The sequence below is a fragment of the Burkholderia sp. Leaf177 genome, assembly GCF_001424345.1.
Lineage (GTDB): Bacteria > Pseudomonadota > Gammaproteobacteria > Burkholderiales > Burkholderiaceae > Caballeronia.
Genome location: NZ_LMPF01000021.1, coordinates 90699 through 115404 on the forward strand (window position 1 = coordinate 90699; position 24706 = coordinate 115404).

Genomic DNA, 24706 nt, shown 5'->3' on the forward strand with positions numbered 1-24706 from the left:
GTGGGCGCGGTTTAGAAGGAACGAATCGGGCATTGGGTTGCGGAGCACGTAGCGGTGAAGCGCATCGGCCACCTCTTTGAAATGCGCCGGCTACTGGACTCAACCGCGCTGATGCACGCGGCGCCGTTCGTCGGACGGGAGAAGCATGGAAACGATGCGCCAGCGCCTGGCGGCGCGAATTGCGGTGTCCCAGCAAACTTGCCCTCATATGGGTAAGCTCTCGCGATGTCGCCCACGCGGCGAACGCGCCCTACATTCCAAAACTCACCAGCGCCGATAAACCGCCGCGCCCGATCATTTGTCGTGGCAGGATATCGGGATTGTCGCTTCCGCCGTCAGGCGTTCATTGTAAAAAGTGCAAGTATGGAAACAGGTGATATGAGCCTCCTTCCGGAGGCACACGCTGAATTGCTGTGTTTTGTCGTCGCCACCGCGGCGGCTACGTACGCGCTCACGAGCGACTGGCGTGTCGATCATGTCGTGATCGCGTGCCGGTCATGGCTTTCTGGCAATCGCCTGCATTTGCCGTGGCTCGATCGCGTTCGACTCGGGCAACTCGCGTTGCAGATTGCGCAACGCGATCTGATCGGCGTTGGCATTGCATTGAAACGTGCCGATGTCCAGGGCCTTTTCACCGGCGACATGAAGCTGAACCCCGCCAGCACCGTGGTTCAGCGCATGCTGCAGGTGTGCCGCCAGACGCTGGAGGATCACCGGTTCGCGTGATCACCGGGAAGCGCGATCACGCGTACGGCTGGCTTAGTTGACCGCGTAACGCTCGAGCCAATGCGCATAAGGCGCCGGCAGCGTCCAGGACGCACGGTCGATACCCAATTTCTTCGCCGCGTAATACGGCCAGTGCGGATTCGCGAGATGTGCGCGGCCGACCATCACGAGGTCGAGCTGGTTGTCGCGAACGGTGCCATCGGCGAGTTCAGGGGTGTCGATTCCCCACGCCGATGCAACCGGAAGCTGCGCCTCACGGCGTACGCGCTCGGCGATCGGCGCGAGGAACGCCGGCGCCCACGGAATATTCGCTGTCGGCGTGGAAAACCCAACGCTCACGCTCAGCAAATCCAGGCCGCCACGCTTGAAATTGCGCGCCAGCTCGATGGATTCCGAGAGCGTTTGTTCATCGCGTCCATCGTATTCAATCACGCCGAAACGCGCCGTCAACGGCAGATGCTCTGGCCAGACCTCACGCACCGCGGCGAGCGTTTCAAGCAGGAAGCGGCTGCGATTTTCGAGGCTGCCGCCGTAAGCATCGTCGCGCTGGTTCGAGTGCGTCGAGAAAAAGCTTTGGCCGAGATAACCGTGCGCGAAGTGCAGTTCCAGCCACTCGAAGCCCGCATCGCGAGCGCGTTGTGCAGCGGCCACGAAGTCGTGGCGGACGCGCGCGATATCGTCGAGCGTCATGGCTTTCGGCACCTTCGGCAGGCCGCCGCCGAATGCAATCGCCGACGGCGCAATGGTCGGCCAGCCGCGCGGGTCGCTCTCCGCGATATGGTCGTCGCCTTCCCACGGCCGGTTGGCACTCGCCTTGCGGCCCGCGTGACCGATCTGGATTCCAGGCACTGCGCCGGCCGCCTTGATCGATGCCACAACCGGCACGAAGGCCTGCGCCTGTTCGTCGTTCCAGATTCCGGTGCAGCCTGGCGTAATGCGGCCTTCCGGCGACACGGCCGTTGCTTCCACGATCACGAGTCCCGCGCCGCCACGTGCGAGCGCAGCCAGGTGCACACGATGCCAGTCGTTGATCAGGCCGTCTTCGGCTGAGTACTGGCACATCGGCGGAACGGCAATGCGGTTGCGAAGGGAAACGTCTTTTAGCTTGAAGGGTTCAAACAATGTCGGCATCTGCGAGGCTCCAAAAACAGGCTGTTTCGATAGTTCGATAAAAATCGAATAACCGGAGTATCGCAGAATCCTTTACCATTTGCTTTATGCGCAACTATAACCATCCCGATCCCAAGGATTTTGCCCTCGAGCGGATCTTCAACGCCCTGAGCGACCCGGTGCGGCTGGACATTGTGCGGCACCTCGCGCGCGTGACGGAGGCGACGTGCGGTGAACTCGACGGCGGCCGGCCGAAGTCCAGCATGTCGCATCATTTCCGGATCTTGCGCGATGCGGGTCTCGTGCAGACGCGCGTAGCCGGCACGGTTCATCAGAACACGTTGCGGCTCGGCGAAGTGGAAAGCCGCTTCCCTGGCCTCATGGAAGCCATTTTGAAGCACGTGCTGGTGGAGGAAATGGCCTGAGGGCCATGCGTGCTTCAGATTCGGCAGCGACGGCTGAAACGATCAATTGTTCATCATTCTTCGTTACTGCGCTGGAATGCTTTGTCAATCTCGGCCTTGTGCGCACGATAAAACGCCATGTTCGCGGCGCTGGGAATCTTCGCTTTATCGACGTACCTGGCTTGCTTCGGATCAGCGAGCATTTGGTCCGTCATCTGCACGCGCATCAGGACGATCGCACCAACCGCCGCCTGACGCGCGGTCAAGCCGTGCCTGTCGAGCGCCGCCTTGCTTGCAGGCGTTTTCGCAATCGATGCGCTCATTGCATCGATCGATGACAACATCGCCGCTGCCTTCTTCGGGTCGTTTTCTTCGGGACGCGCGCCGCCTTCGGCTGCCGCGGCTTCAAAGCGCGTGAGGAAGTCGTCGGTGAGCGTGAAGCTCTGGATTTCCTTCTGGTCCGCAGCCGTGAGCGCGCGAGCGGGAAGGGCGGTTGCGAGCATCATTGCAGGCAGCACGAAGACGCTGGCGAACTTCAACAACCGCTTGACTCGGCTTTTCATCGTAACGCTCCTCTCAGGCATGCCGGCACGGCAATCTCCGGCAATTCAGTTGACCTTCAGTTGACCTTCAGTTGACCGCCGCGGCCAAGACCGCCTTGAACGTCCTGCGCCTTGTAGCTGCGCAGCGCGACGACCATCTTGTTGTAGGCATCTATGAAAGCGGCAACTGTTGCCTTGCCTTCCGGCGTCTTCGAGAAACCGCCCAGACCGCCCGCAGCGCCGCCGCCGAGTCCTGATAAAGCCGCGCCGTAGTTGGTCGCTGTCGCGTTGCCCTCGGCCGCGGAAATCTGGACTGCTGAGCGCACATCGAAAAGCGTCAGGGTCACGACGGACGCGCGGCTCTGCATGCCGCCCGCCAGCTTGGCGATCGCCGCATTTCCCACGAGGCCGCCAAGAACGCCAGTCACACCGCCAATGGCCGAGTCGTTGATGACGATCTGCGGCTCCATGTAGTAATCGGCGGCGACGCGCTGGCCTTTCTGCTGTTTCGACCCCGCCCTGTATTCGCCCGAATTGCGCTGCAAGGACGTGATGCGCGAGAGGCGGGCATCGGATTTCTGATTGCCGATCGACGTAATCACGAAGCAGTTCGATTGCTGGACCGCGAGCCGCAGCAACGGATCGATCGATGTCACTTGCGTCGCGCTGCCGAATGGGCCGAACCAGTCCGCATTGCGGCCGTCGTCGACTGCAATCGTGCCGAGCGGCGCGGTGCAGCGTTCGAGGGTTTCATCGGCGCCGGCGCTCGTCGCGCCTCCCGCTGCACCCGAGACGCCGGCGCTTTGTCCGCCAGTCGATACCATGCCGCCGCACGCGCTCAGCGATGCAGTCAGGAGGACCGCAAGTACTTTTTTAACGCCGGAAATTTGTGAACTGAGAGTCATGTTATTGGATGCGTTGTGAGTGATCGGCACGCGACCTGTCAGGCTTCGCATGAAGCCTGAGCACGTCGATAAAAAATGTTGGCTTAATATCCGTACCAGCTACGCTGCTGCCAATGCCCGTAGTACGGATAGCCGGACGACCAGTAGCCGTAATAGACCGCTCGCCATTCGGTTTGCCATGTGTAGTAGGTCTCCTCTGACTTCTTCGCAGCTCTCGCTTGCTCAAGAAGTTTGCGCGACTCGGCGTCGCCTCGCCCCGATGCAATCAGCAGCCATTTTTCAGCCTCGCGGGGATCAGGTCCCATCTCTTCGAGGCCGAACAAATAAAAATTTCCCAGCGCTTTCTGCGCTTCGAGATCGCCGCCTTCAGCGGCCTTTCTCATCCACACGAGCGCCTGATAACTATCCTGCGGGACGCCGTCGCCGCGAAAATATCTGAGGCCCAGGTCGTAGGCCGCACGCGGCTCTTTTTGCGCCGCCAATTTCAGTGCAGTGATGCGGCCGTCGCTGTCGGCGGTGTTGCTGGTGTTGCCGGTGTTGCCGTTGCCCAATGCCTCGAATGACACCTGACTCTTAGGCCGGTTGCCGCATCCGTGGTCATCGCAGATCCGGACATGATCGCTGTGCGACGAATTTTGGGCGCACGCTCCCAGCGCCAGGGCGGCGCACAGCGCCAGCCAGCGAAACTTCATCTTGATCCCCGATGCGCTTTGATATCGATTGTTGTTCGTCGCGTCTAATGCCTGACGAATAAGGCGAGAAAATGGTAACAGCGACGCAGAATTCCAATTTGCCTCACTGTCTCCAAAACCTGCCTGAGCGTCTCAAAAGCAGAGAATCAATCGAGCTTTCCGAGGACTTCTTTTAATGAGCCGGCGTATTGAGCGTTATCGGCGGAAGCATTGCCTGGTTTTTCAAACGATGAACCCCGATCGCGTGCTTCGCGTGGCGAATATCCGAAAGCATTGCGAAAGGTTCGGCTGAAATGCGATTCGCTTTTGAATCCATATTCAAATGCAAGCGTTGATATGCGATAACCGGTGCCAGCTGGGCTTTCCAGTATCTGTCGGATTTTGTCGAGTCGCCGTTGTTGAATGTACGAAACAACGCCTGATTCACGACTAAACATTCTGTAAAGCTGCGCGCGGGATATACCGACATCACGGCAAATAAGCAACGGTGTCAGATCCGCGGATTGCAAATTCGCATCGATAAACCGTCTCACCCGCGTGAATACCGTTTGATTGATTTCGTTTTCCGCGTCGGCCAGTGTTGCAATGCATGGCGCAAGCGCGGCCGATATCATCGCGAGTGTTGCCTGTTCGGCATACGGCATTTCGGCTGGCGACAAGTTTGGTAATTGCCGGCGCAGTGCATGCATGTGATCGCTGAGAAGGGCGCTGAGCGGGCCTTCGAGCACGGTCCCATGCAGATTCGCTGATTTGATCCGCGGATCGAGAAGATCACGTGCAATGGTCAATATGATCGTGTCGCCCGCAATGATTTCGGAATCGAGTTCACGCGCGAGATCGAGGATATATATCTTCGACGGCTCTGTATTGATGGTCGCCCGCGCCGCATACCCGGATATGGAATGTGTGATGCCGAGGCAGAGATAAAAATGATCGAGACCGTCCCTACGGATCATTTGTGATGGCCGTTTGACACTATATGCAACAGGATCGTCTTCGCCGGCCCACGTGCCGCAACCCATTAACAGCGATCCGACGTATCCGGTCGACAAGTCGTAGTTAAAGCGCTGAGAGGCGGGCTTTTCGATGCCGACGTCGAATATTGCGTTGACTTCATCTCGCCATACATCGAATCGTTGGTCCTCGGAATAGGCGTCGGTCGAGAAATGGAAAAGATAAGGATTCAAATTTGAACTCCGGAGTCGTGCCTGCACGATAGGAAGTGATGAAAACCAGATGAAATGAAGCTGAACAACGGATTACGAAGCGCATTATCCGTTTCAAATGAGATTTCTGCACGTCGCTCGAAAGCGGGGTGTTAGCCGGGCGATTGAATAGGGAAACTTATAAGCGTAAACCCGCCATCTCAGGCGCGAAAGTGAGCGCGTCGATAAAATAAACATGCAGCGAATATGTCTGGCGCACGCCGCGATGCATGCCGTTTCAACCGGAGATACGTGTGTGAAAACGCTGACCGAGCAGCTTACTCAATACGCGGCTTATCATCGCGACAGCCGTAACATCGCCACCCATCTGGCGGGCATTCCGATGATCGTCGTCGCGCTTGCCGTGCTGTTGAGCCGACCATCGTGGACCGCTGCACCGTTGCCGTTTGCGCTCTCGCCTGCGGCTATGTTGTTCGTCGCGGCGACGCTCTACTATCTTGTCCTCGATGTTCCGCTCGGCCTGATCATGGTGCTGGTTTCAGCGCTGTGTCTGGGCGTCGGGCAATGGCTTGCGGCTCAATCCACGCTCGTCTGGCTGGTCACGGGTGCGGGGCTTTTCTTGATCGGATGGACGCTGCAGTTCGTTGGGCATATTGCATATGAGCATCGCAAACCTGCGTTTGTCGATGACGTCATTGGACTGCTAATCGGTCCGCTGTCCGTTCTGGCAGAAGCGTTGTTCCGTCTCGGCTGGCGTCCAGGCCTGCATCGGGCGATCAAGGCGGATCCGCACGATTGAAATTTACTACGTCGACCTTGATTCAATATCCGCCGTATTCGAATCCGAATCCCTTCCTGCTGGCGCGACATCGCGAACATTGAGCGCCGCCGCTTTCTCCGCGCGCCATCGTTGTTTCGATCGACACATGGTGCGAAGCGCCAGCCGCGCCATCTTCGTCCATCCGGAAGTCCGCGGGTCCGCGAGCATGCTGAGCGCGCGGGCGTAGTCGAGCGTCAGTCCCGGCGTCCAGGCCATGGTCGCCGCGCGCTTTCTTACCTGGGCCGCGACCCATAATTCGGGCGTCGTCATGACGCGCAAGAACGGCTTCCAGCCGCCGCCCTCGCCCCACGCGCGCACGGACGCGCCTTCAATAGCCGCTTCCAGCGCCCGCGCGACCGTACTCGAGCAATTCCGGTAGGTGAGGTTGTAAGTCGTATCGCGCCGGTATTCCCGCCAGAAGCGTTCGAGTCGCACAGGATCGTAATTGCGGATACGCACTTGCCGGGTCGACGGACACCACGCTGCGGATTCGGTCGCATAGTCGGGCTGGAAGATGCCGGGCACGTCGTTGTCGCGCGTCGCCCGGACGATGCGCGCGAACTCCTCCGGCGAGCGCTCGATTTCGGCGGCCGGGTACAAGCTGATGTACACGCCCTCGGCCGACTCCAGCGCGGCGTGGCCGGTCGAAATCGCGCCGTTTTTGTCGATCGCCGCAATGTATCTGTCGACAATGATTTGCCGTCGCGCTTGTGTCTTCGATGAACCCACGGGCGTCCACACATGCACGGTAAGCGCAGCTTCATGGGGCGCGGGCGGCCCGTCCCATCGCTCGGTTTTGACAGCTTGAACGCCCGACGTTGCGCCGGTTCGTTCGGCGACCACTGCCGGATTGCTCGCCATGCGCCGGACGCGCATGGCGAGCAGGATCATGTTCCAGCCGCTGAAAAACAGGCCGAAGGCCACGCAGTACGCGACAGTTCCCGTGTAGAAATCCGGGTAGGGCTGGTAGAAAAAGATCGCAATGCCAATTTCGAGCACGCCGCCGGCGATCGCGAGCCGCCACGTGCGGTAACGGACCAGTCGGGCGGAAATAATCTGCAGGGCGCCATCGATGAAAAAAAGCGTACCGAAGATAAGCGCGAGCGCGAAGTTGCCGTGTTCGCCGCCAATCAGCACGAGCGCGGCGGAGAGACAGAACGTCGTACCTTTGACGTACCGCAACGAACGTTGGCCGCCCATGCCGGTCCACGCAACCGCGAGCGTGGCGAGTCCCTCGATCAACAGCAAGAGGGCGAATGGCGTGATCGGAAAGTAGAGAGAACCGTCGAGCGCATCGATGAAAATCACCGTGCCGAGCGCGATGCTGAAGAATCCAGCGGCCATGAGTCCGCGCCAGCGAGTCCGCAAATAGTCGACACCGAGAAGTATCATCACGAGACGCACCATTGCTTGCCTCCTGCCAGTTCGAACACCGGGCATGTACGCAATATAGTGCAGCCCAGTTTTTTTTCCGGCAAAGCCTGCGCCTTGGCAATCAGCGCATGAAGACTTTCCACGCGCGCCGGCATCCTGGCCATACAGAGCACGACCCGCACATCGCGACATGCTTGCGATCCGGCAATTGAGCCGACCAATACCGTCATCTGTGGCATGAACAAGGGTGCCGGGCGCGCGTGGTTTTAAACCACACGCCCAGCAGGGGATGGTTTCTGCGAGACCTTTAATGCGATGGTATGTTGCCGCAACCATTCGTTTCGCCGCGTTTCCGCCACGTCGTTCAAGGCGGACAACGCTCGACGAACCTTCTTTCTGCACGCTCTTCCAGGTCAAACCATGTTGCCGGAAAATCCATCATCCATCGGCGACGCATCGCCGGAAAACGATACCGCTTCTTCGCTACGCCAGTGGTTATCGGTGGCGGCCGTAACGGTCGGCGCATTTGCATTCGTCACCACGGAGTTCCTGCCTGTGGGACTGCTGCCTTATGTATCGCGCGAACTGGACGTGTTGCCGGGAACGGCGGGTTTGATGGTGACCACGCCCGGCGTCATTGCAGCGATATCCGCGCCGGGGCTGATGCTCGGAGCAGGGCGAATGGATCGCCGGCATGTATTCCTTCTGCTCACCGCGATGTTGCTGGCATCGAATCTGTTGTCCGCTTTCGCTCCGAATTTCACCGTGATGCTCCTGGGGCGTGCGCTGCTCGGCGCCGCGCTGGGCGGCTTCTGGACCTTGGCGACTTCCGCTGCGCGGCGGCTCGTGCAACCGCGAGATGCAGCGAAAGCAATGGCCACCATATTGACCGGCGTGACCTGCGCGACCGTGATCGGCGTGCCGCTGGGGACGTTCATCGCGGGGCTGGCGTCGTGGCGAGTATCGTTCATGGCGACCGGCGGTCTTGTCGCTGTTGCGCTCGTTGCGCAATTGCTGATGGTGCCTTCGCTGCCGTCGTCGACAGCATTGCGCTTTTCCGATCTGACGGCGCTGCTGAAGCAATCGCATTCGCGAAAAAGCCTGTTGATGGTCGCCCTTGTTTTCGGCGGTCACTTTGCGTCCTACACGTATGTAACGCCGTTTCTGCTCGGCGATGCCCATCTCGACATATCTACCATCACCTGGTTGCTGCTTGGATTCGGCGTGATCGGGTTCGTGTCGAATTTCGTGGCATCGGCAACCGTGGTCAAGAATCTGAAGATGTCGACGGCGACCATGATCTTCATCCTGACGTGCGCCTTGTTGCTGATGCCTGCCTTGCGCCATTGGCAACTCGGCGTGAGCGCGATTGTGCTGGCGTGGGGTATCGCGTTCGGCGCGCTGCCGCTGTGCTTTAGCGTCTGGATCCAGCGCGCGACACCCGAGCAGCCCGAAGCCGGATCGGCGCTGTTTGTCAGCATCATTCAGGTCGCGATTGCAGCGGGGTCGCTGGTCGGCGGAACGGTCGTCGATCGCGCGGGCATTCCCGCCGACTTCCTGCTCGGCGGTTCGCTCGCGTTGCTGGGACTCGTGGCGCTGTTGAGTATCGGCGCGCGCGAAGAGAACGTGTCGGCGGTGCCGGTTCCCTGCAACGCGACGCCGGAGTAAGTGAGGGACTCAAGCAGGCGTGTAGTCTTACCGCGAGTGCGACTTGAACGCCTCGCCACCCATGCCCGCATGATCGACCGCGGCAATGCGGTTGCGGCCATTGTCCTTTGCCTGGTACAGCTGTGCATCGACGAGATTGATGAACGCCGTTGCATCCATTCGTTCGGTCGGCACGATTGTTCCGACACCAAAACTTGCCGTCACGCGCTGGTTGTGCGGTGAACGCACGTGCGCAATCGCTTCATCCGATATCAGCGCACGGCAACGTTCAGCAATTTTCACGGCGTGTTCGGCGGGCGTGTTGGCGAGAACCAGAATGAACTCCTCGCCGCCAAAACGCGCGAGAAAACTGTCCGGGCCGGCTGCCTCGCCCAGCATGCGGGCGACGTGCTTGAGGCACTCGTCGCCTTGCAAATGGCCGTAGTAGTCGTTGTACGACTTGAAGAAATCGATATCGACCATGATCAGCGAAAGCGGCGTTCCCGAAGCTTTCGATGCCGCCCATTCGCGCTCCATGACGCGGTCGAACATGCGGCGATTGCCTGCGTTCGTGAGGCTGTCGTGGAATGAAAGTCTTTCCAGTTCCTTCTGAAGCTGCGCGAGTTTTTCCTCGTTGCGTTTGCGTTCGCTGATATCGAACATGAAACCGACGAGTGAATCGACCTCGCCGTTCGCGGTGCGCACCACGTGCACCACGTCGCGCAACCAGACATAGCCTCCATCGCGGGTGAGCGCGCGGTAATCGGCTTCGTGGTCGGTGCCGGCCTTGGACTGCGCCACGCAAAAATCGACGACCGATGCCCGGTCCTCCGGATGCATGCGTTCGGCCCAGTCGTTGACATTATTCCAGCTCGACGGTGGCCAGCCTAGAAGCGCTTCGATTTGTGGACCGATATACGCAAATTCCATCGTGGCCCAGTCGATTTTCCACGGGATCGCCTTGGTGGATTCGAGCAGGGTCCGGTAGATGGCGCTGTCACCATCGCCGAAAACGCGTGCGGTCGGGGCGGGGGGTTTATCATGCGGGAGGAAGGCGGCTCGCAGGTTACTTTCGTTATTGTCTTGGCTTGTCATTGGCGGGCGTCGGGCGTTGATTTATCGGTTCGGTTGTCGCGGCTTCGAGGTTGGAGGAATCGCTCGACGATGTTAACGGCAGTTTGCGTCCATTATTTAAGAGGCGGGCGACATCGTTAGTACGCGATGGACAAACGGACCGGCGGATAGATGCTGCTTTTTTCGACGACTCCAACGGCGTCTGGATTAGATGGCAAACGAACAATTTTGGCGGACGAAGTTCACGTGAGCGCACTTCAGGCCTTGGCTCACGCTTTTTTTTCTCCAGTTCGCGGTCGGTATCACTACCTGTCCATGGGCAAGAAGAACTTTCGCGGGTACCTGCAGGGCGATGAGGTTTGCTTCAAGAAGTACCTTTACGTATTGCGCCCCTTATTGGCAGTTCGCTGGATCGATTCGGAGAAGGGCATGCCGCCGATGCGTTTCGCAGATCTGGTCGCCGGCACCGTAACGGACGTTGTCTTGCTTGCCGAGATCAACGAACTCTTGCTATCAAAACGAGCGTGGGAGAGGCTGAGCTGGGACCACGCCGGCCTGCGATTCACGGTTTCATCGAAACTATGTGGCGCGAAGCGGAGATCGGCGTTGTTCAGAAGCGTCCAGAAGGAGATGTCGCCTTGCTCGATGCCTTTCTGCAGCGTGTGGTGCTGAAGTGAATCCCACGTTGGAGGTAGGTGCGACTTGGCGTGCGCGTCGTGGGGTTTCGGCAGTATCCATTTAATTTTACATAAGATAAATTATGTGTTTGAGCAAGATAGGAATGTCGTGTTTTGCTTCTGGTGCGATGCTGGGAGCTTCCGATCCAACGATGGGAGCTCGCCATGCAGCCTACCGAACTGATGACGTTGAACATGCGCGAACTCGACCGGTTCAAAGTGATTCAGTCGGCGTGCGACAAACGGAACATCAAGCGCCTCTATTGCTTAGATATCCTATAAAATAGCGTCGGTTGCAATGATGGAATATTCAAAACCTGATCGGGTTCTCTCCTGCGACGTTATTCGTTGGTTCATGAAGTCATGACCAACCTTCGCAGGGTCACAAACGCAGAATGAAATCCGTCGAGGCAAGTGCCTTCAGCGATAGCCTTAACCTAAACTAAGAAGATATTCCCGGTCTGCTTGCGGCAGATTCTCCAGCCATCGTTCCTCCTCCCCTGGAATTGGCAGCTCATGGCCATATTCAATCATCTGAAGCGCTGGAATTTCGGATATATAGACCCAAACAAAACGTCGCTCGACCGATGCAATCTTCATCACGGAGTCGACAATTCTGGAAAGAAGCAGCTGTTTTTTGTCATCGGAACGGCCCGCACGTATATGGCCGTGAACAAATATTTGCTCCGCACGAAGCGGGCTTCCGCCAATGAAATGATTTCCCCGGGCCACATCGGTGAAGATCACTTGTGCAAAGAAGCACTGAGCGCCAGTCGCTTCGCTGTGTGATTGGGTGATGGCTTGCGCGATCCGCAACTTCTCGTCTTCAGTGAAGCGCCCTGCTGCGGCTGACACAACGTATGTAGGCATGGTTTCTAATCCAGATATTCAAAAGTTACAGTAACCAGTAACTTAAGGAGGTTTAGTTGTAGGTACATCTTATGAGTTGGATTTCATGCGGATAAGGGACGTTTACCCTAATCTCTTCGCGCGGCACTCGAACGTGTCATTAAAGGAGCGGGGCGGCAACTGCAAATCGGTATCGACACACATGGTATCGAGATGCAACTTCGGCCAGTAGCAGCACGGCGTAGCATAGTCAACGAAAGCCGACGCGTGATCAATTGCTGATTATGAAGTCGCGGATTTTTCGCTATTTCTCTCTGCAAGGATCGATCGTGCATTGCATGGCGGCAACCCACGCCAAGCAACTGACGTATTCGAAAAATCCCTGCTAAGACGACTTGCTCAAATCCACAGCAGTCGCGACGTGAACGTGCTGTTAGCGTCGACGCACGCGAAAGCAGAAGCCAACCGCTCTATCGGTCAATATGAAGAGAAACATGCATCGAGATCGCTATTCGCTACGCTCGTCTTCGATCCAGTCTTTATTAAATCCGCCCAAGATCGGGTGATACATCTCGTCGCCGGAATGCTGGGTGAACTCTATGTTCAACCGGTTCGTCTTGAGATCGAGCAATTCAACGCACGCTTCGATCAGCCGTCGCGCCAACTCTGCGCGCTGTTCAAGCGGGCGACCTCGGCGGATATCCAGCATCATGATCGCCGCTTCGTTGGGTTCGTCATCGGAGCATCGCCACACGCCACCTTTGCCCACTTCACGGATCGACACGGTAATGATGTTCGTGTTGACCTCCATCACATCCGCGTAGATCTGGCCGATCTTCTTTGCGGCTGCTTTCTTTTGGTCCGAGGTGTATTCGTAAGGTACATCGAGTTGCAAATAAGGCATGACTTCCTCAACTGTTTGGATGGGGCAGCAACGCTAAATCCTAAATTTATGCGATCATCGGCTCAATGACGTAGATGCAACGTTTTCAGCCATCGACGTATTTATCCATCGGAGGTTGTCATGCAAAAGGTTGGACTGATCGTCTATCCTGACTTTCAATCGCTCGGGCTCGCTGTCACGACGGTGTTCGAATACGCCAACATCTTGAGTGGCGAGCAGATCTACGATCTTTCGCTGGTCTCGGAGCTCGGCGGCCCCGTCAAGTCGTCACAAGGCTTTTCGGTCGAAACCAGCACGTTCGTCCGTCGAAAATTCGACACGCTGATCGTTACAGGCGATAACGAAACAGCGAAGCCGAGCGAAGGCCTCAAAGTGTATCTACGCTCGTCCAGCCGGCACGCTCGCCGGATCTGTGCGATTTGTACGGGAGCATTTATCCTCGCGGAAGCAGGGTTGCTGGATGGACGTCGAGCGACGACGCACTGGCATTTCGCCAGGGCATTCCAGCGTACCTATCCGAACGTCCAGATGGAAGAGGACCGGATCTTCATAATCGACGGACATATCTGGACATCCGCCGGCATGAGTGCCGGTGTCGACCTCGCGCTCGCACTCGTGGAAAAGGACTTGGGTCCGCAGATGGCACGCGACATCGCCCGAAAACTCGTGGTGACGCATCGGCGTGCAGGCGGGCAGTCACAGTATTCCGCGCTGCTCGAACTTGACGCCAAAACGGATCGCGTTCAGAACGCCCTCACTTATGCAAAGGAACATCTCACAGCGGAGCTATCGGTAGAGGAGCTTGCCGAAGCCGCCAATCTTAGTCCGCGGCAGTTCAGCCGGATATTCCGCGAGGAGACGGGGCAATCGCCGGCAAAGGCTGTCGAGCGTCTTCGCGTAGAAGCCGCAAGAACGATGATGGAGACGGGCCGTCATCCAATCGACAAGATCGCACGGGAAACGGGCTTCGGCGATCGCGAGCGTATGCGTCGCGCGTTTTTGCGGGCTTTTGGTCAGCCACCGCAATCGATACAACGAACCGCCTTGCCTTCCGTTCTGGCTTGAGGCACCGGGCGCTTAAAATTCAGGGCTACACGGACGTGCTTGAATTCATATGCATTCGTTAAGGCGTTCCGATTGGCAATCTGACGCCCACTCAAGGCGGTGGCAGTCAATGTAAATTGCTGCCTACCTGCGGATAGCTTACTTAACACCGTTCGCTCCTAGCGAAGCTTCGATTGAAAGCGCAGTACGCTTATTCGCTAAGTCTTCTCGTTTCTCTCGTTCACGCGTCTGTAGCACTATCCATTGTCCAACTGGTCGTGCCAAGGGCACGGGTTGCCCTTGCTATTCATTTCGCACGCATTCAATGCTCTAGTACAGAAATCCTCCAGCGCAGCGGTTTCGCACGATGGCCGGAATCGTTGCGTATATGACATTTGAGACGGCATCAAGCCAGCGTATCTTTCGTCCTGAAGTCGAAATCAATCGACTGAAACTCTTGGAGAAAATCATGAGCAATTCGAAAGGTACTGCCCTCATTACTGGCGCGTCGGCCGGCATAGGCGCTATTTATGCCGACCGTCTCGCGAAGCGCGGTTACGACCTCATTCTGGTCGCACGGAACGAACAACGTCTGAAAGCGTTGTCTGCCCGCTTGGCAACCGAAACGGGCCGCTCGGTAAAGTATCTTGCCGAGGACCTGAACGATAAGGCCGCGGTCCGTCGCGTTGAAGCCGTGCTGCGCGACGATGCGAGCATCACCATGCTCGTCAACAACGCCGGCATAGGTTCGGTCAATTCGATCCTGCAAGGCGATGTGGACACGATGGAAGACATGATCGCCCTGAACATCACCGCCCTGACACGCCTCACGTACGCCGTCGCTCCCGCTTTCGTGGCGCGCGGCACGGGCACGATCGTCAACATCGCGTCGGTGGTCGGCATCGCGGTTGAAATGCTCAATGGCGTGTACAGCGCGTCGAAGTCGTACGTCATCAGTTTCGGCCACGCTCTGCAACGCGATCTTGCAGACAAAGGCGTGCGCGTGCAGTCGGTTCTGCCGGGCGCGACCGCTACCGAATTCTGGGACGTCGCGGGTTATCCGAACCAGAAGACTTCGCCGGTCACGATGTCCGCAACTAATCTCGTCGATGCAGCGCTGGCCGGTCTCGATGCAGGTGAAATCGTGACGATTCCAGGTCTGCACGACGCAGAAGACTGGAACCAATGGGAAGCGGGTCGCCGCGCAATCTCGCAGAAGTTCGGCAATTCGGCGCCGGCAGCGCGCTATGGTCTCGCTTCTAGCAAGTAATGGGTATTTCGCTTTGATCGTATGCCGTCACCCTGCACAAACACGGGTGACGGCACAAAGCATTATTGGCGTGCGCGGGACAATATAGGTTCGCTACTTTCTGCCTTGGTCGGGATCGAATATCAGTATCGCCTCGCAGCTTGTGCTTCGCTGTTTCAATCCGATCCCGGCATACATTCGACGCGGTGATACGATAGTTGCATATACACTTCTCGACCTATAGAGGATTGACGATGTTCACTGAATGCTATTGCACCCAGTTCAGGCGCTCGGCGAATGCACTGACGAGCGTCTACGATAATGCTTTGCGCCCGGTCGGCTTGAAAATCACTCAGCTCACTCTTTTGCGCGGCCTCGACCGGCTGGGTTCAGCGACTTACAACGAAATCGCAAGCGAACTCGCTCTCGACAAGACGACGATTTCCCGCAACATCAAATTGTTGATCGACGCTGGCTGGGTCAATGTATCGAGCGACGAAGATGCGCGGTACAAGCTGGCGACACTCAGTCCCGCGGGTGCTCGTGTATTGAAAGAAGCCGAGCCGTATTGGCGCGCGGCACAAAAACAGGTCGAGAAGGAGGTCAAGAAATTCCTGAAAGGACCCGCAAAGGCCGCGCTTCTTGATGCCCTTGAAACGCTGCAGAAAGTCGGAGACTAACTACCAGCAGGGATGATCGCCCTGCTCACGCACAACCTCCGAATGATTAGAGCCCGTAAGAAAAACCTTGTTACTCGCAAACGGCCAGTCACCAACCGATCACACGAAGCTCGTAAAAAACGGCGACACCGTTACCGCGCTGCTTGAGGCCAACAATTTCATCGATGCCAACGGCAACNAACGGCCAGTCACCAACCGATCACACGAAGCTCGTAAAAAACGGCGACACCGTTACCGCGCTGCTTGAGGCCAACAATTTCATCGATGCCAACGGCAACTTCGGACAGAACGCCACCAAGACAGGAAACCTTAACGACGGCAGCGGCCTTTCCGGAACCGGATTCGTGCAAAGCGACGACGTCAGTCTCATCTGGTTGCGCGATCAGCGCCAGACTGCCGCCGCCGTCAAGACGCTGCGCGCGAACTTGAGCTGCAACGCGCCCGGCATCTGCGCCGACGGACCGCAAGCCTACATCCTCTCGGGCGAGCGCATGGAAAACGCATTCGGCGATCCGGCTCGCGGCCGCACGCCGGACATTATCGTGCAGCCGAATCCCGGCGTGATCTATACGTCGAGCAAAGCCAAGGATGAAGAGCACGGCGGCAATGCCCCCGATGACGGTCATCTCGGCCTTGTTGTGTCCTACGCCGGGTTGCGCCACGCAAGCACGGTCACGTTGCCCGTCACCACCACTCAGGTCGCCCCGACGATCCTGCAGTCGCTTGGTATTGATCCGGACTTGCTGCAATCGGTAGCTCGCGAAGGTACGCGCGTGCTGCCGGGTTTTGACATCGATCGCTAACCGATATGTGCCTCGCAGTTGCATACCACTCGCGGACTGCGAGGTACACGCTTTATACCCACGCGTATTATTTGACGATCGCCGCGAGCTTTTGCCCAATAGTCTCGGGCGAACCGGTGATCGCAGCGCTCGTGAGCGACTTGCAGACCGGGCTCTGTGCCGAACTTCGAGCTTTAAGCTATCTTGTCACCGCGCGCAAGCGCTGTCGCGGCCGTCGCTTCGATCGTAAGGAACCTTACTAAGCAGAGAATTCGCGCGCGCATCTGGTGCGCAGCGGGTGCAATGTCCGCACTTTTATTGAAGACGTTGCGGCAATGAGAAATTGAACGGGTCGATGGCGATCTTGCTCGCGGTATCGATCATTCCAATGTGGAGATGAACATGAACACGATGTTGTTTGCTGAATCATTCGACCTGGTGTCCGCCTTCGAAGCGATCACCGACTTCTGGTCGCCGAAGGTCGTGGCGCAGGTCAACGATCAGTACGTGAAGGTGGCGAAGGTGCGCGGCCAGCTTGCCTGGCATAGCCACGCGGGCGAGGATGAATTGTTTTACATCGTGCGCGGCAATCTGCGCATGGAATACGAAAACGGCCGTGTGGTGCCGCTCGCCCAAGGCAGCATGCACGTCGTACCGCGAGGCGTCCTGCACAATCCGGTGGCGGAAGAGGAATGCTGGATCGTGCTGATCGAGCCTGTGACTACGCTGCATACGGGTGACGTCGATACGCCGCTTACAAAGACGCTCGCGCAGCAGCTTGCCTGACCGGGATTACCCCTCTGCCTTGTCTCAAGACGATGCGCCGTGCACAGCGCGGCGTCATCGAACGGTTCCACATTTGCGGTCGACGATACGACCTGGTGAAGATTACCGTTCGCATTAAATACCTCATAAAAAAACGTATTTATTCGATATTTAATGCATAAATAAATGCAAATAAAAGATTTATTTCAGGTACTCTTTATTCGCGTTTAATTGAATATCACCAGTCGCGTTAAATTGCACACTTTCTACGCACCGCAATCAACTCCGCTTTCCCTTTCATCAGAACATTGCCTGTCCTGATGCGGCAATTCTGGCGAAAAAACCTAACCGTCAGCCAATCGTCAGGAAATATCTATCCACTTGTTTTGTATGAACTAACTGTCCAATTTTCGTCGATTAGGGCAGTTACTATCAATTACATCGATTACCGTCTTTTACGAATTATTTAAGCTGAAACTTCATTTAGATTAGACAATTCTTTTAGACTTTCCATACGAAAACGACGACCCGAAAATCAATGGCGTTGAAAAAGATATTGTCTATTTTCGGGACGCGTCCCGAAGCCATCAAAATGGCGCCGCTGGTGAAGTGGGTCGAAGCGGATCCCGACCTGGAGTCGATCGTCTGCGTGACGGGTCAGCATGAAACCATGTTGCAACAGGTCCTGGACCAGTTCGACATCACGCCCGATCATCGCCTCGCCGTGATGACGGAGAACCAGACGCTCAACGGGCTCGCCGCGCGTGTGCTTGATTCGCTCGACAGCGTGCTCGATATCGCGAAGCCTGATCGCGTGCTGGTTCACGGCGACACCACAACGGCGTCGTTTGCCGCGCTCGCGGCGTTTCATCGGCGAATTCCGGTTGCGCATGTTGAAGCCGGGTTGCGCACGGGCGATCTGTCGCAACCGTGGCCTGAGGAAATGAACCGCCGCGTGACGGATGTCGTCTGCGACCTGCTGTTCGCGCCGACCGCGGGCGCAAAGGCGAATCTCGAGGCCGAGAATTTGCAGGGCCGCGTAATCGTCACGGGCAACACGGTCATCGATGCACTCATGATGACGGCCGCGCGCATCGACGCCGACGCACATCTGCGCAAACGTCTGGACGCCGCACTGCCCTTCACGAGCGACGGCAAGCCGATCCTGCTGGTTACGGGGCATCGGAGAGAAAGTTTCGGCGATGGATTCCACCAGATCTGCCTCGCGTTGCGCGACATCGCGCGACGTCATGCGGTGCAGATCGTCTATCCGGTTCACCTCAATCCCAACGTTCGCGAACCTGTGCTTGCCATGTTGCAGGACGAGCCGAATGTGCACCTGATCGAGCCACTCGATTACCTCGGTTTCGTGCGGCTGATGCAACGCGCGGCAATCGTGCTCACGGATTCGGGCGGCGTGCAGGAAGAAGCACCGGCGCTCGGCAAGCCGGTGCTTGTCATGCGCAATATCACCGAGCGTCCGGAAGCGGTTGTAGCGGGTACGGTGCGGCTGGTCGGGACGAGCCGCGCGGCCATCGGCGCGGCGGTATCGGCGCTGCTGGGGTCATCGGCGTCATCATCGACCGCTCTAGCCAAACGCCCGCCGCGAATCGTGCCGCGCGCCGCCAATCCTTACGGCGATGGCCACGCGTCGGAGCGGATCGTCGCCGTGCTTGCAGGCCGGCGATTCACGGAATTCGGCGCTTCGCCGCCGGTAATCGATGCGCCCGCCCTCTCGCGCGCCAAGAGAGTTTCCGGCGGCTGATCTTTGCATTATCAGATTGCGCCATCGCATTGCGCCGTAAGGCGCCGGCTCGATCCTTCTTGCGGCATCCATTCGCAGCAACGCGCTCTCTTCGCGCGGGCTGCATCGGATCGTCGTTGCTCAGACACAAATCAAATCCGCTACCTACTTTGACCCGAGCTAATCCATCGCATCATCGTCACCGCTTTTCTCGAGCCCTGCCGGCGTTTGTCCGCGTGATTCCATGTGTTGCGTTGGTCGCATGGTCATTGAACGCAGCGGCCGCTCAACCGTTGTCCGCGAACCCGGATTTCGCCGATGCCTTGAACGCCGCCAGCCATGCTTCGATCACACGCACTGTCGAGTTGAAACGCCTCGGCGTGCGCGATACCGTGGCGCTCGGCGCGCCCGATAGCCGCCGCGAATACTACTTCCCGGTGCCGGCGGGCGTGCCAATCAGCGACGCAGCCTTGCAAGTCGATGCCACCTACCTGCGCGGCGACGGCGGCCGCACGACAATGCTCGTTTCCCTCGACGGTTCCCCGGTGCTCGCGCACGCCCTCACGCAGCCGCAAGGCAACGCGGCGGCGACCATCGGCGTGGATGGGTCGCCGCGCGCGAATGGATACGTGCGTGTCGGGTTCGAATATGCGTCGGTGATCAACGACGCCGAATGCGCCGACCAGACGGCGATTGGCAACGTGTTGCGCCTCGCGCCCGGCACCCGGCTGAACTATCGGTACAACAGCGGCGACATTCGCGATTTGCGGACCGCGTGGAGCGCGCTGCCGCAAATGCCGGCTATAGCTGTATCGTCGAAACGGCTCGGCACGCTCGCCTACGATACCGCGTGGCGCGCCGCCGCGATCATGCAGCGCGATGGCCGTGAACCGTCGGTAAGCGGCTGGCCCGCCGTGGGCGACACCGTGAATCTCGGCGCGCCCGATGTGCCCGCAGCGTTGCGCGCCATGCCCGCGTTCGCCGCGCTCGCAGCCGGCGGAGAGCACAAGCTGGCGAACGCGGCGGAAGCCGGCGCGCTGCTTGCCATCGCGGCGCCTGCTGCGCTGCCGGCGGATCTCATCGTCACTGACGACACCTTGCGCGCGAACGTCAACGCCTCGCTCGACGCGCTGCGGCTGCAAGCGGCGGCTGTGTCGCCGGAAGCTGCAAGTGCGTTTGATGACTGGCGTGCGCGCGTCGCCGCTCCGCTGGTCGCGCCGCTCGCGCCTGGCGAAGTGCGCCTTGTCCATGTGGCGGGTCAGGCGGCGATCGTCGTCGGCGACACGCGTTCGGTCGGCGCGCTCGCGCAGGTCTGGCGCGCCGTGGATGGATCGAATCAACTGGTCGTGCATGAAATAGACAGCGCCGCGAACGGCCGCCATGACATCGTGCCGCTTGCAGCGCTCGGCGGCCAACCGCGCACGGTGAATGTGTTGCGCCAGGCATCGTGGACAGCGGATTTCGATCTCGGCGCGGTCGCCGGCGCGGGACGGTTGCCGGATGACGTGGTGCTCGATCTTGCCGGTTCGCCCAACGGCCACAACGCGGGCGTGGTCGCCTCGGTGTTTTTCAACGACACGCTGATAGGCTCGAAATTGCTCGATGCCGATGGCCGCGCGCAACGGGTGACATCGCATATTCCGCGCACGTCGCTCAGTTCACGCAACCTCTTGCGCGTCACCTTCACGCGCCAGTCCGACTCGGGCTGCGCGAGCGACGAAGGGTATCCGGCGGCGGTCCTGCCGACCAGCCATCTCACGCTCGTCAAGGCCGACGCCGAGGATAACTTCACTGGCATGGTCGCGCGCTTTGCAACGAGCGCAAGCGTCCTGGTGCCGAACGCGTATCTCGCCGACGCGACGACCACCCTTCCCCGCGTCGCGCGTCTTGCCGACGCCACTGGCGTCGATCCGCAGCGCGCGTCGCTGACGGTGACAACGGGCGACGCGGCGGTCACGCCAACGGGACCGTTCCTCGCGTTCGACGTCGCGCTTGCAGACCAGAAGTCGCACGTGCGGGTTGCAGACACGCGCCTCGCCATCACCGGCAACGACGACCAGCCTCTCTACGACGTCAGCCAGCAAGGCGTGGGCGTGCTCGATGTTGCACATGCAGGCAATACGCGTGGCGTGATCTGGCGCAGCGTGGGCGCACGCGCGCCGCTCGTGCCCGTGAGCCTGCAACTGGCGCAAGCCGACGTTGCGGTTATCGACGGTACGGGTGTGCTCAAAGAGATCGATACCCGTGATCCGGCGAACATGATCCGTATCGATACTGGCAACCAGGCCGGCGCGCCATGGTCGGAGAAATGGCTGGCGTGGACGGTGCCGGCGTTGCTCGTCGGCATGTTCATCCTGTTGCTGATGTTCGCCTCGCTGGTGCGCAGCCGCAAGCAGCAAGCTGAAAAGCAGGCTGCAAATCAGGCCACGAAGCAGGCTGCAAATCAGGCCACCAAGCAGGCTGAAAATCCGCCGCCGAAATGAGGACATGTCATGGACCTGCACGCCGGTTATTACGCGCAACAGTATTACTACACGCTGCAATATTGCGCGGGCGTGATCGCCGTGATCATCCTGGTTTCGAGCGCAGACGATCTGTTTATCGACGCGTATTACTGGGTCCGGCGTTTGGTTCGCGCGCTTACGGTCAAGCGCGGATATACGCCGCTGAAGGCAGCGCAATTGCAGGAGCGCGCGGAACAGCCCATTGCCATCATGATTCCCGCCTGGCACGAATACGGCGTGATCGCGGCAATGCTCGAAGACGCCGTGCGTGTGCTCGATTACCGGAACTACGCGATCTTCGTGGGAACGTACGTGAACGATGCCGCGACCATCGCCGAAGTCGAACGCATGCGGATGCGCTACAAGCAGTTGCATCGCGTGGAAGTGCCGCACGAGGGCCCGACCTGCAAGGCCGATTGCCTGAACTGGGTCGTGCAGGCGGCGTTTCAGCATGAACGCAACGCGGATCTGGAATTCGCGGGTTTTGTCCTGCATGACAGCGAAGATGTGCTGCATTCGCTGGAGCTGAAGTTCTTCAACTTTCTCCTGCCGCGCAAGGACATGATCCAGTTGCCGGTGGCGTCGCTCGAGCGGCACTGGTACGAGCTGGTCGCAGGCACTTACATGGATGAATTCGCCGAGTGGCACGCAAAGGATCTCGTGGTCCGCGAGAGCATGACGGGCAGCGTGCCGTCCGCGGGCGTGGGCACGTGCTTCTCGCGGCGGGCGATGCTCGCGCTTGTCGAAACCACGAAGAACCAGCCGTTCAATACCGATTCCCTCACCGAAGACTACGACGTCGGCGCGCGTTTGCTGAAGCTCGGCATGGAATCGATTTTCGCGGTGTTTCCCGTGCAGTACCTCACGCGCCGCAAGAGCGTTTTCGGCTTGGGCGACGATCGCGAAGTAACCGTGACGGTGCCGCTTTCCGTGCGCGAATTTTTCCCCGATACGGTTCGCACCGCTTACAGGCAACGTGCGCGCTGGGTGCTCGGGATCGGCATGCAGGGCTGGCAGCAGACCGGCTGGAGCGGCTCGCTTGCCAATCGCTATTTGCTGTTTCGCGATCGCAAGGGCGTGGTGACATCGTTCGTGGGCATGCTGGCTTACGTTCTCGTGCTGCAGTTCATCGCGTTCATGGGCGCGGCCTCGCTCGGGCTCACAAGCGACCTGTTGCCTTCGCCGTTCGTGGATTCGGCGTGGATGAATGCCGTGCTCGTGCTGAACGCAATCGCTGTATTTTTGCGCGTCGTGCAACGCGTGTATTTCGTCTCGCGGCTCTACGGATGGGAGCAGGGCATTGTCTCCATTCCACGCATGGTCGTCGCGAACTTCATCAACTTTCTGGCGGTATCGCGGGCATGGCGGTTGTTCGCATCGCATCTGGTTACGGGGAAACGGCTCGCGTGGGACAAGACCATGCACGACTTTCCATCGGCGGCAGGTCTCTCCGAAAAACGTCGTCAACGGCTTGGCGAACTGCTCGTCTCGTGGCAGGCAATCAACGAGGAACAACTCAAGACCGCAATGGAAGACGAGCTCGCGAGCGAAGCGCCGCTTGGCCGCGTGCTGATTGCGCGCGGCTGGCTGGATGAAGAAACGCTTGCCGAAGCGCTTTCGTTTCAATCGGAGTTGCAGCGCGCAACGCTGGACCCTTCTCTGCTCAACGAAGGCCAGGAACACGTGCCGCTCGAACATGCCATTCGATACCGCGTCCTGCCGCAAGGCACGGACCATGCGGGCCGCCGGATCGTGCTGGCGGCAAGCCCGATCGCGGACGATGCCCTCAAGGAAATCGAACGTGTCGCCGGCGCGCCGGTCACCCAGCGGATCGTGCGGGAAAGCGAAATCGCGACCGGCTTCCGGTTCTTGCGCGGCGCCGACAACGCCCTCGAGCCGAACGAAACAAACGTGCCGCTTCTCGGCGATTTGCTGATCCAGATGGGCTACATCACGCGCGAGAGTTTCAATCAGGCGCTGAAGGTGTACAGGCCGGAACGCGATGGCCGGATCGGCGAATTCATGGTCGCGTACGGCGCGATCTCGGCGAGAGCGTTGAGCGATGCCGTGCAGAGACAGATCAGCACGCGTGAAGCGGGGCAGCATACATGAGCGGCAATGGTTCCGTCGGCTTCGCCTTGAAACCGGGCCGCCGTGTTTTCCTGCTCGGCAGCGCTGCCGGACTGCTGGTGCTGGGACTCGCGGGTTGCCAGTCAACGCCGCTTGTCCAGGGCGTTGCATGGCAACTCGACAATACGCACGCCAACGCATACGGGGAATGGAATCGCCTTGGCGTCACTGACCTGCTGCTGCAATGGACCGCGGTCGATAACACCGCGTACGTGGCCGGAACGCATATTCCCGTGGCGCCGCGTTTGCCCGACTGGAACCGCGTTGCGCAAGAACCGTGGGCGAAGCATGTCCTCGTTGGATTGGCTGGCCGTTTCGACGAAAACGCCGCGCGCGCCAACGTCGCGCTGCTTGTCGACCAGTCACTCGAACTCGTGCGCGCGGCGCCGCGACTGAATATTGAAGGATGGTATTTCCCGGTCGAAGTCGATCCGAGCTGGCAGGACGCGCACTCCCTCGCGCCGTTGCTCGCACGCCTGCCGCGGCCGTTATGGATCAGCGTTTATGACCGCGGCAACATTGGCGGCGCGGCGTTGGCGGACTGGCTTTCGACCTGGCTTCCAAACGATGTCGGCGTGTTGCTGCAGGACGGCGTGGGCGTGTACGCGCGCGAACCAGGCGTTGCCCGGACCTATGCCGACGCCCTCAGCGCGAAGTTCGGACTCGAGCGCGTGCGGATCATTGCGGAGGCTTTCCGGCTCGCGCCGGGAGCGTCGTTCCGATCGGCAACGGCGCAGGAACTTCGCTCGCAGCTCGACGCCTATCGCGGTTATCGAACCTATCTTTTCGATGGACCTCACTACGTGCCGCCTCAACTCGTGAACAGCCTTCTGCAGTGAATATCAATCCGCTTCGTAGTCCGCTTCCCAAACGTGTGCAAGCTTCCGTTCTCGGCGTCGCGCTTTTATGCTCATATTC

The 24706-nt window shown here is 59.0% G+C and carries 23 protein-coding genes and 1 pseudogene; 14 read left to right on the forward strand and 10 right to left on the reverse strand.

The features are described 5' to 3' along the window. Positions 1–363: 363 nt before the first annotated feature. Positions 364–726, forward strand: coding sequence for a hypothetical protein (locus tag ASG35_RS15875; protein WP_056359155.1), 363 nt, complete (start codon positions 364–366; stop codon positions 724–726). 33 nt (positions 727–759) lie between these two features. Here the strand turns inward: ASG35_RS15875 and ASG35_RS15880 are convergent, their stop codons facing one another. Next, positions 760–1857 (reverse strand): NADH:flavin oxidoreductase/NADH oxidase, encoded by a 1098-nt coding sequence (locus ASG35_RS15880; protein WP_056359159.1) that lies wholly within the window; start codon positions 1855–1857, stop codon positions 760–762. A gap of 86 nt (positions 1858–1943) precedes the next feature. Between ASG35_RS15880 and ASG35_RS15885 the strand changes: the two genes are divergently transcribed. After that, complete coding sequence (locus ASG35_RS15885) at positions 1944–2261, forward strand: ArsR/SmtB family transcription factor (protein ID WP_056359161.1); 318 nt, start codon at positions 1944–1946, stop codon at positions 2259–2261. A gap of 53 nt (positions 2262–2314) precedes the next feature. Here ASG35_RS15885 and ASG35_RS15890 read toward each other — a convergent pair whose 3' ends face one another. The 4 genes from ASG35_RS15890 to ASG35_RS32135 all read right to left on the reverse strand — a co-directional run bounded on the left by ASG35_RS15890 (position 2315) and on the right by ASG35_RS32135 (position 5107). Continuing rightward, positions 2315–2803 carry a hypothetical protein gene (locus tag ASG35_RS15890; protein WP_056359164.1) on the reverse strand — a complete coding sequence of 163 codons (489 nt, stop codon included), beginning with the start codon at positions 2801–2803 and terminating at the stop codon, positions 2315–2317. A gap of 56 nt (positions 2804–2859) precedes the next feature. After that, positions 2860–3687, reverse strand: a complete 828-nt coding sequence (locus ASG35_RS15895) for a hypothetical protein (RefSeq protein ID WP_056360718.1) — start codon at positions 3685–3687, stop codon at positions 2860–2862. An 83-nt stretch (positions 3688–3770) separates the two neighbouring features. Beyond that, complete coding sequence (locus tag ASG35_RS15900) at positions 3771–4379, reverse strand: tetratricopeptide repeat protein (protein WP_056359167.1); 609 nt, start codon at positions 4377–4379, stop codon at positions 3771–3773. 146 nt (positions 4380–4525) lie between these two features. Then, a complete protein-coding gene (locus ASG35_RS32135) occupies positions 4526–5107 on the reverse strand; it encodes a helix-turn-helix domain-containing protein (RefSeq protein ID WP_235527563.1) in 582 nt (193 codons plus the stop codon). Between the two features lie 733 nt (positions 5108–5840). On the opposite strand from ASG35_RS32135, the gene ASG35_RS15910 reads away from it, so the two are divergent. Further along, on the forward strand, positions 5841–6344 hold the full coding sequence (locus tag ASG35_RS15910) for an Mpo1 family 2-hydroxy fatty acid dioxygenase (protein ID WP_056359172.1): 504 nt from the start codon (positions 5841–5843) through the stop codon (positions 6342–6344). A gap of 6 nt (positions 6345–6350) precedes the next feature. Here ASG35_RS15910 and ASG35_RS15915 read toward each other — a convergent pair whose 3' ends face one another. Next, positions 6351–7772, reverse strand: coding sequence for an HdeD family acid-resistance protein (locus ASG35_RS15915; protein WP_056359176.1), 1422 nt, complete (start codon positions 7770–7772; stop codon positions 6351–6353). Then, positions 7757–7978 (reverse strand): hypothetical protein, encoded by a 222-nt coding sequence (locus ASG35_RS15920; protein WP_056359180.1) that lies wholly within the window; start codon positions 7976–7978, stop codon positions 7757–7759. The genes ASG35_RS15915 and ASG35_RS15920 overlap by 16 nt, the downstream gene beginning before the upstream one ends. A gap of 181 nt (positions 7979–8159) precedes the next feature. Between ASG35_RS15920 and ASG35_RS15925 the strand changes: the two genes are divergently transcribed. Further along, on the forward strand, positions 8160–9407 hold the full coding sequence (locus ASG35_RS15925; protein ID WP_056360721.1) for an MFS transporter: 1248 nt from the start codon (positions 8160–8162) through the stop codon (positions 9405–9407). 27 nt (positions 9408–9434) lie between these two features. Here the strand turns inward: ASG35_RS15925 and ASG35_RS15930 are convergent, their stop codons facing one another. Then, positions 9435–10481: a sensor domain-containing diguanylate cyclase gene (locus tag ASG35_RS15930; protein WP_056359182.1), complete on the reverse strand. Its 1047-nt coding sequence runs from the start codon at positions 10479–10481 to the stop codon at positions 9435–9437. 225 nt (positions 10482–10706) lie between these two features. On the opposite strand from ASG35_RS15930, the gene ASG35_RS15935 reads away from it, so the two are divergent. Next, a complete protein-coding gene (locus tag ASG35_RS15935) occupies positions 10707–11132 on the forward strand; it encodes a DNA polymerase beta superfamily protein (protein WP_200945740.1) in 426 nt (141 codons plus the stop codon). A 437-nt stretch (positions 11133–11569) separates the two neighbouring features. Here ASG35_RS15935 and ASG35_RS30805 read toward each other — a convergent pair whose 3' ends face one another. Both ASG35_RS30805 and ASG35_RS15945 read right to left on the reverse strand, forming a co-directional pair. Continuing rightward, on the reverse strand, positions 11570–12007 hold the full coding sequence (locus ASG35_RS30805) for a tautomerase family protein (protein WP_082508411.1): 438 nt from the start codon (positions 12005–12007) through the stop codon (positions 11570–11572). 487 nt (positions 12008–12494) lie between these two features. Beyond that, a complete protein-coding gene (locus ASG35_RS15945; protein ID WP_056359190.1) occupies positions 12495–12890 on the reverse strand; it encodes a tautomerase family protein in 396 nt (131 codons plus the stop codon). Positions 12891–13010: 120 nt separating this feature from the next. On the opposite strand from ASG35_RS15945, the gene ASG35_RS15950 reads away from it, so the two are divergent. From ASG35_RS15950 to ASG35_RS15995, 9 genes and pseudogenes are all read left to right on the forward strand, one after another. Then, entirely contained in the window at positions 13011–13955 is a 945-nt protein-coding gene (locus ASG35_RS15950; RefSeq protein WP_056359192.1) for a GlxA family transcriptional regulator, read from the forward strand. A 445-nt stretch (positions 13956–14400) separates the two neighbouring features. Further along, positions 14401–15204 carry an SDR family NAD(P)-dependent oxidoreductase gene (locus tag ASG35_RS15955; RefSeq protein ID WP_056360725.1) on the forward strand — a complete coding sequence of 268 codons (804 nt, stop codon included), beginning with the start codon at positions 14401–14403 and terminating at the stop codon, positions 15202–15204. A 233-nt stretch (positions 15205–15437) separates the two neighbouring features. After that, positions 15438–15863, forward strand: a complete 426-nt coding sequence (locus ASG35_RS15960; RefSeq protein WP_056359196.1) for a MarR family winged helix-turn-helix transcriptional regulator — start codon at positions 15438–15440, stop codon at positions 15861–15863. Between the two features lie 179 nt (positions 15864–16042). Continuing rightward, positions 16043–16666, forward strand: a pseudogene (locus tag ASG35_RS15965) (alkaline phosphatase family protein); the annotation flags it as partial. A 381-nt stretch (positions 16667–17047) separates the two neighbouring features. Further along, on the forward strand, positions 17048–17431 hold the full coding sequence (locus ASG35_RS15975) for a cupin domain-containing protein (RefSeq protein ID WP_056360727.1): 384 nt from the start codon (positions 17048–17050) through the stop codon (positions 17429–17431). A gap of 517 nt (positions 17432–17948) precedes the next feature. Beyond that, positions 17949–19175: a non-hydrolyzing UDP-N-acetylglucosamine 2-epimerase gene (wecB, locus tag ASG35_RS15980; RefSeq protein WP_056359201.1), complete on the forward strand. Its 1227-nt coding sequence runs from the start codon at positions 17949–17951 to the stop codon at positions 19173–19175. A gap of 215 nt (positions 19176–19390) precedes the next feature. Further along, positions 19391–21637 carry a cellulose synthase gene (locus tag ASG35_RS15985; protein ID WP_200945741.1) on the forward strand — a complete coding sequence of 749 codons (2247 nt, stop codon included), beginning with the start codon at positions 19391–19393 and terminating at the stop codon, positions 21635–21637. Between the two features lie 9 nt (positions 21638–21646). Further along, entirely contained in the window at positions 21647–23770 is a 2124-nt protein-coding gene (locus ASG35_RS15990) for a glycosyl transferase family protein (protein WP_056359206.1), read from the forward strand. After that, positions 23767–24627, forward strand: a complete 861-nt coding sequence (locus ASG35_RS15995) for a hypothetical protein (protein WP_082508412.1) — start codon at positions 23767–23769, stop codon at positions 24625–24627. The genes ASG35_RS15990 and ASG35_RS15995 overlap by 4 nt, the downstream gene beginning before the upstream one ends. Positions 24628–24706: the final 79 nt, after the last annotated feature.

What these genes read in the sequence shown, in the direction of transcription:
- ASG35_RS15875 (WP_056359155.1), top strand. Translation starts at nt 364, where the DNA reads ATGGAAACAGGTGATATGAGCCTCCTTCCGGAGGCACACGCTGAATTG.
- ASG35_RS15880 (WP_056359159.1), bottom strand. Translation starts at nt 1,857, where the DNA reads ATGCCGACATTGTTTGAACCCTTCAAGCTAAAAGACGTTTCCCTTCGC.
- ASG35_RS15885 (WP_056359161.1), top strand. Translation starts at nt 1,944, where the DNA reads ATGCGCAACTATAACCATCCCGATCCCAAGGATTTTGCCCTCGAGCGG.
- ASG35_RS15890 (WP_056359164.1), bottom strand. Translation starts at nt 2,803, where the DNA reads ATGAAAAGCCGAGTCAAGCGGTTGTTGAAGTTCGCCAGCGTCTTCGTG.
- ASG35_RS15895 (WP_056360718.1), bottom strand. Translation starts at nt 3,687, where the DNA reads ATGACTCTCAGTTCACAAATTTCCGGCGTTAAAAAAGTACTTGCGGTC.
- ASG35_RS15900 (WP_056359167.1), bottom strand. Translation starts at nt 4,379, where the DNA reads ATGAAGTTTCGCTGGCTGGCGCTGTGCGCCGCCCTGGCGCTGGGAGCG.
- ASG35_RS15915 (WP_056359176.1), bottom strand. Translation starts at nt 7,772, where the DNA reads ATGGTGCGTCTCGTGATGATACTTCTCGGTGTCGACTATTTGCGGACT.
- ASG35_RS15920 (WP_056359180.1), bottom strand. Translation starts at nt 7,978, where the DNA reads ATGCCACAGATGACGGTATTGGTCGGCTCAATTGCCGGATCGCAAGCA.
- ASG35_RS15925 (WP_056360721.1), top strand. Translation starts at nt 8,160, where the DNA reads ATGTTGCCGGAAAATCCATCATCCATCGGCGACGCATCGCCGGAAAAC.
- ASG35_RS15930 (WP_056359182.1), bottom strand. Translation starts at nt 10,481, where the DNA reads ATGACAAGCCAAGACAATAACGAAAGTAACCTGCGAGCCGCCTTCCTC.
- ASG35_RS30805 (WP_082508411.1), bottom strand. Translation starts at nt 12,007, where the DNA reads ATGCCTACATACGTTGTGTCAGCCGCAGCAGGGCGCTTCACTGAAGAC.
- ASG35_RS15945 (WP_056359190.1), bottom strand. Translation starts at nt 12,890, where the DNA reads ATGCCTTATTTGCAACTCGATGTACCTTACGAATACACCTCGGACCAA.
- ASG35_RS15950 (WP_056359192.1), top strand. Translation starts at nt 13,011, where the DNA reads ATGCAAAAGGTTGGACTGATCGTCTATCCTGACTTTCAATCGCTCGGG.
- ASG35_RS15960 (WP_056359196.1), top strand. Translation starts at nt 15,438, where the DNA reads ATGTTCACTGAATGCTATTGCACCCAGTTCAGGCGCTCGGCGAATGCA.
- ASG35_RS15975 (WP_056360727.1), top strand. Translation starts at nt 17,048, where the DNA reads ATGAACACGATGTTGTTTGCTGAATCATTCGACCTGGTGTCCGCCTTC.
- wecB (WP_056359201.1), top strand. Translation starts at nt 17,949, where the DNA reads ATGGCGTTGAAAAAGATATTGTCTATTTTCGGGACGCGTCCCGAAGCC.
- ASG35_RS15990 (WP_056359206.1), top strand. Translation starts at nt 21,647, where the DNA reads ATGGACCTGCACGCCGGTTATTACGCGCAACAGTATTACTACACGCTG.
- ASG35_RS15995 (WP_082508412.1), top strand. Translation starts at nt 23,767, where the DNA reads ATGAGCGGCAATGGTTCCGTCGGCTTCGCCTTGAAACCGGGCCGCCGT.